Consider the following 6268-nt stretch of genomic DNA (forward strand, 5'->3'; position numbering starts at 1 on the left):
GATCGGCTGGTTTACAAGCCTGTATCCGGTGCTGCTGGACACAGATGTCAACCTGACGCTGGCCCAGCGGATTAAAGAAACGAAGGAAGGACTGCGCCGTATTCCGCATAAAGGACTGACCTATGGAACTTGGCGCTACTTGTCCCATACATCAAGATCGGGTAAAGCGCATGAGATTGCAGCAGAACCGGAAATCAGCTTTAACTACTTGGGGCAGGTCGATCAGGATCTGCAAAATAGCGGAATCACGTTGTCGTCCTACGGTGCAGGAGAGACAGATGATGCACATTCACCGTTACTGTACACGCTGGATCTGAATGCGATGATCTCGGAAGGTACGCTGCGATTGACGATCGCTTACAGCCATAAGCAGTATCGCAAAGAAACGCTGGAACGTGTGGCAGGACTGCTGCAATCCGCTTTGCAAGAGGTGATTACGCATTGTGTCGCCCAGGAACAGCCGGAGCTGACGCCAAGTGATGTGTCCTTCAAAGGTCTGACGACTGGAGAACTGGAACAAATTGCGGAACAGGCGGCACATACCGGTGAGCTGGAAAATGTATACGCACTGACGCCGATGCAGAAGGGCATGCTCTTTTACAATCTGATGGACTCGCAATCGGGAGCTTATTTTGAACAGGCCTCCTTTGATCTGCGAGGACATTTTAATATCGCTGCATTTGCGGCCAGTTTGGATGTCTTGGTGCAGCGGCATACGGTACTGCGCACGAACTTCTACAGCGGCTGGAAGGATGAACCGCTGCAGGTCGTGTACCGCAATAAGCGCAGCGAACTATACGTTGAGGATTTGCGGGATATGGAGGGCGAGAAGCAAAACGAATACATCCTTGAATTTACGCGCCAAGACAAGCAAAGAGGTTTTGATCTGGCACAAGATGCTTTGATGCGTGTTGCTGTGTTGCGCACAGGTGAGGATTCGTACCGTTTTGTGTGGAGCTTCCACCATATCGTCATGGACGGCTGGTGCTTGTCGCTGGTGACAAACGAAGTGTTTGCGAGTTATTTTGCGATACTGGCCCATAAGCAGCCGGAACTGGCACCTGTAACGCCGTACAGTCAATATATCGAATGGCTGGAACAACAGGATCGTCAGGCTGCATCAGGTTACTGGAGCAAGGTTCTGGAAGGATACGAGGAACAGTCCCGCCTGCCACAGGCTAAAATTCAGGGCAAAACGGGCTATCAGGCGGATCGTCTGGATTTTGACTTGGGCGCGGAGCTAACGGCTGACATTCAGCGAGTAGCCAAGCGTTATCAGGTAACGATCAATACGTTGATGCAGACGGTTTGGGGCCTTTTGCTGCAAAAATATAATGGCACAGATGATGTGGTGTTTGGCAGCGTGGTATCTGGACGTCCGGCAGACATTCCGAATGTGGAGCACATCATAGGTCTGTTTATCAATACCATTCCTGTGCGTATCCTCAGTCAAGTGGACGGCTTATTCTCAGACGTGATGAAGCAAACCCAGGAGCAATCGATTGCTTCCCATGCCTATGATACGTACCCGTTGTATGAAATTCAGGGACTGTCGGAGCTTAAGCAGGATTTGATCCATCATATTCTTATTTTTGAGAACTATCCGGTAGAGGAACAATTGGAGCAATTAGGCAACGGTGATGAGTCCAGCTTTAGTATCACAGGAGCCGAGTCTGTCGAGCAGACCAACTATGACTTTAACTTGGTGGTGCTGCCGGGGAATACCATTCACATGAGCTTCGGATATAATGCCTTGGCATTTGAACGGGAAAGTGTAGAGCAAATTCGAGGTCATCTGGTGCAGTTGCTGGAACAGGTGACAGCGAATCCGAACATCCGTGTACATGAACTGGATATGGTTACGGCGCAGGAGCGTGAGCAAATCGTCGACGTATGGGGCAATACAGCGGCAGCATATCCAAGCGAGCAAACGATCCACGGCTTGTTCGAGGCGCAAACCGCGCAGACGCCGGAGCAGACAGCATTGTTCTTCGAGGGAGAGCAGTTGACCTATCGCGAGCTGAATGCACGCGCCAATCGATTAGCTCGTACCTTGCGCAGTCAAGGCGTGACGAAGGATCGTCTGGTGGGTCTGATGACCGAGCGTTCGGTGGACATGATCGTAGGCATCTTCGGGATTTTGAAGGCCGGGGGCGCGTATGTCCCTATTGATCCGACGTATCCAGAGGAGCGTATCCGCTACATGCTGGACGACTCAGGTGCGAAGCTACTATTGACGCAAAGCCATCTGGTAGACAAAGTAGCTATCGATGGTCAGGTGCTGGTGCTGGATGGAGCACAAACGGTGTATCACGAGGATGGTTCTAACCTGGAGCGGTGGTCCGGTCCAAACGATTTGGCATATGTGATTTATACGTCGGGGACAACGGGGCAGCCGAAGGGCGTAATGCTCGAGCATCACGGGCTATGCAATCTGAAGACGTATTTTGATCAGACGCTCAAGATCCGTACGTCGGATCATACGTTGCTGTTCGCCAGCTATTCGTTTGATGCAGCTTGCTGGGAAATCTTCCAGGCGCTGTTTTGCGGAGCCACGTTGTATGTGCCAACGTCAGAAACGATTTTGAACTACGAGCGGTTTGAGCAATATATGGCGGATCATCAAATCACCGTGGCTGCTTTGCCGCCGACCTATGCGGTGTATCTGGAGCCGGAGCGGATGCCAAACCTGCGTATTTTGTTTACGGCCGGTTCTGCATCTTCTACAGAATTGGTATACAAGTGGAAGGATCAGGTGGCGTATTACAACGGCTACGGTCCAACCGAAAACTCGGTGGCGACGTCCATCTGGCCGGTATCCGAGGATGAAAGGGCCGGACAGCTGATTTCCATCGGACGTCCTATGCCGAATCATCGGGTATACATGGTGGATGGGCATGGACATTTGGCTCCGGTAGGCGTAGCGGGTGAGCTGTGCGTGTCCGGTCCGGGTCTGGCCCGTGGTTATCTGGATCGTCCAGAGCTGACGGCGGAGAAGTTTGTAGCGAACCCGTTTGCGGCTGGTGAAGCAGGGTATGAACGAATGTACCGTACAGGTGACTTGGCGAGATGGATGCCAGACGGCAACATCGAATATTTGGGCCGGATCGACCATCAGGTGAAAATCCGGGGCTACCGGATCGAGCTGGGCGAGGTCGAGGCACAAATTTTGAAAGTGGAGGATGTACAAGAGGTCATCGTACTGGCCCAGGCGGACGAGCAGGGACAAAACCAACTGGTGGCGTACTATGTCGCTGAAAGAGACGTAAGCGCTGGGGAACTGCGCAGCTTACTGGGTGAGGAGCTGCCAAACTACATGGTGCCTTCGTATTTCATCCAGCTGGAGCAGATGCCGCTGACGCCGAACGGTAAAATCGACCGCAAGGCCCTGCCGGCACCAGAAGGCAGCCTGCAAAGCGGAGCGGACTATGTAGAGCCGCGCACAGCGCTGGAGCAGACGTTAGTTTCGATTTGGCAGGCTGTATTAGGAGCAAAGAGAGTCGGGATTTTGGATAATTTCTTTGATCTGGGCGGTGATTCGATCAAGGCGATTCAGGTATCCTCCCGTTTGCTGCAAGCGGGCTACAAGCTGGACATGAAGGACTTGTTCCAATATCCTTCTGTCTCGCTGCTGAGTGATCATGTACACAAGGTCAGCCGTACAGCCGATCAACGCGTGGTTTCGGGAAGGGTCAAGCTGACCCCGATTCAGCAATGGTTCTTTGAACTATCCTCAGCAGAGCCGCATTATTTTAACCAGTCGGTGATGCTGCATAGAACTGAAGGCTTCGATATGGACGCATTGCATCACACGGTGACTAAGGTGACGGAGCATCATGATGCGCTGCGTATGGTCTTCCGTCAGACCGAACAGGGCTATGAAGCGTGGAATCGCGGTGTGAACGAAGGCGAGCTGTATAGTCTGGACGTTGTTGATTTGTCAGGCGTCGAAGACGCGGCAGATGTCGCGATGGCGATTGAAACGAAAGCCAATGCCATCCAAAGTTCCATTCGTCTGGACGAAGGACCGCTGGTGAAGCTGGGACTTTTCCGCTGCATGGATGGAGATCATTTACTGATTGCCATTCACCATCTGATCGTAGACGGCATTTCATGGCGGATTGTGTTTGAGGATTTTGCTACGGGATACGAGCAGGCCGTGCGGGGAGAAGCGATTCGCCTGCCATACAAAACGGACTCTTTCTCTGCTTGGGCAGAGCAGTTGTCTCAATATGCGAACAGTCCGGCGATCGAAAATGAACGCGAGTATTGGCAGCGTCTTGCCCAAGTGGAAATTGCATCGCTACCTAAGGATCAAGAAAGAGCGACAGGACAGCATTTTGTGGTCAGAGACAGTGAAACGGTGAGCGTGGCGTGGAGCGAACAGGAAACCCGGCTGCTGCTTCAGGAATCGCATCGTGCGTACAACACCGAGGTCAATGATCTGCTGTTAACTGCACTCGGTACTGCATTGTACAACTGGAGCGGTCAGGAGCGTGTGCTGGTCAATCTGGAGGGGCATGGCCGGGAGGCTATTGTTCCAGATGTGGATATCACACGTACCGTGGGTTGGTTTACGAGTCAGTACCCAGTACTGCTGGGTGTGGATGGAACGGCGGAAGTAGGGCAGCGCATCAAGCGGGTGAAGGAAGACCTACGTCATGTGCCGCATAAGGGCATTGGCTACGGCATTTTGAAATATATGTCTCAGCATGATGCCCATCCTTCCTGGTCCTTGCAGCCTGAAATTAGCTTTAACTATTTGGGACAATTTGATCAGGACTTGGAAAATGGGGATATCACGCTGTCTTCACATCCAGGTGGTGAGCCGATGAGTGACCGTACCGTGCTGGAGCATCCTTTGAATGTGAACGGCATGATTACAGCGGGCGCGCTGACACTGGACATTCGCTATGACAGTAAGGTATATCATCAGCAAAATGTAGAAAAATTTGCGCAGTTGCTGCAGGAAAGCCTGCAGGAAGTGATCGTTCATTGTGCCTCCCAAGAGCGGAGTGAGCTAACTCCAAGCGATGTCTTGTTCAAAGGCTTGTCTCTGGAACAGCTGGAACAATTGACGGAGCAAACCGCTTCTGTGGGCGAGCTGGAAAATGTGTATGCTCTTTCGCCAATGCAGAAGGGGATGCTGTTCCATAGCTTGATGGAGCCGGGATCAGGCGCATACTTCCAGCAAGCGTCGTTTGATCAAAAAGGCAGCTTTGATGTAGCTGTTTTCCGCAAGAGTCTGGATGTACTGACACAGCGTCATGAAGCGCTGCGGACGAATTTCCATCGGTTTGAGACAGGGCACAGTCAGGAGCCATTGCAGATCGTGTTCCGTCACAAAGATAGCGACCTTTCCTTCCAGGATATACGCGAAATGCAGGAAGCGGAGCAACAGGCGTATATCCAGACGTTTAAGCAGGAGGACCAAGCTAGAGGTTTTAATCTCGCTACCGATGCACTCATGCGTGTACAGATATTGCAAATAGATGAAGAAACGTATCATTTGGTATGGAGTTTCCATCACATTGTCATGGACGGCTGGTGCTTATCGCTGGTTACAGGCGAAGTGTTTGGTACGTACTTTGCGCTGCTGGAGCAGAAGCAGCCGGAGCTTGCTCCGATCACACCGTATGGCCAATATATCGAATGGCTAGAGCGTCAGGATGAACGTGCAGCAAAAGAGTATTGGAGCAGTTATTTGGCGGGCTTTGAACAGCAGACGTTGTTACCTGGATCGGATACCGCATCGAAAGACCAAGCGGCTAGTACTGTATCCACTACAGCAAGTGAAACCAGCCAATATATCTCTGAAAAAATAACGGTAGATCTGAACCCAACGTGGAGCGAAGCCATACACCGGATTGCGAAGCAGCAGCAGGTCACGATCAATACGCTGATGCAGAGCGTGTGGGGCCTTATTTTACAGAAATATAACAACAATGAGGATGTTATTTTCGGCAGTGTCGTATCTGGACGTCCGACAGATATTGCTGGTGTAGAACATATGATTGGTTTGTTCATTAATACGATCCCGGTGCGGATTCAAAGTGAACGAAATGCCACGTTTGTGGACATCATGCGGAAAACGCAGAAGCAAGCATTGGCCACGGGAGCCTATGACAGCTTCCCGCTGTATGAAATTCAGGCGCTGACGGAGCAGAAGCAAAATCTAATTAACCACATTATGGTATTTGAGAATTATCCGGTAGAGGAGCAAGTTGAGCAGCTGGGCGAAGTTCGTCCGTCCGCGTTTGAAATTACG

The 6268-nt window shown here is 51.5% G+C and carries 1 protein-coding gene; it reads left to right on the forward strand.

The window, feature by feature from the left end; translation table 11 throughout:
* On the forward strand, window positions 1–6268 hold a 6268-nt coding region (locus tag AC5ELV_RS26030), incomplete at both ends, for an amino acid adenylation domain-containing protein (RefSeq protein ID WP_493432429.1).

The sequence above is a fragment of the Paenibacillus sp. NMA1017 genome (assembly GCF_058895805.1).